This is a genomic window from Streptomyces sp. NRRL F-5123 (assembly GCF_000721495.1).
GTDB lineage: Bacteria > Actinomycetota > Actinomycetes > Streptomycetales > Streptomycetaceae > Actinacidiphila.
The window spans coordinates 1-298 of record NZ_JOHY01000207.1; the positions used below are offsets into that span (position 1 = coordinate 1).

Consider the following 298-nt stretch of genomic DNA (forward strand, 5'->3'; position numbering starts at 1 on the left):
GAAGCGCCGGCGCTCGAAGGCATACGTGGGCAGGTCCACGAGCCGCCCACCGGACACCCACGACGACCAGTCGACATCCACACCGGCGGTGAACAACTCCGCCGCCTGCCGCAGGACTTGGCCACGCCCGCCTTCCTCGCGCCGCAGCGTCCCCACCGCCGCCACACCCTCGACCACCGCCGCTTCGGCCGCCTGCACCACCGCGCCGAGGAGGACGGGGTGCGGGCTGACCTCGACGAAGACCCGGTGCCCGTCCGCCAGCAAGGTGGAGAGGGCCTGGTCGAACCGGACCGGCTGC

Annotated in this window: 1 protein-coding gene; it reads right to left on the minus strand. The window is 73.5% G+C overall.

All coding sequences use genetic code 11. From position 1 onward, the window contains the following. The coding region (locus IH54_RS41155; RefSeq protein WP_043183756.1) for an acyltransferase domain-containing protein at nt 1-298 on the minus strand (298 nt) is incomplete at both ends.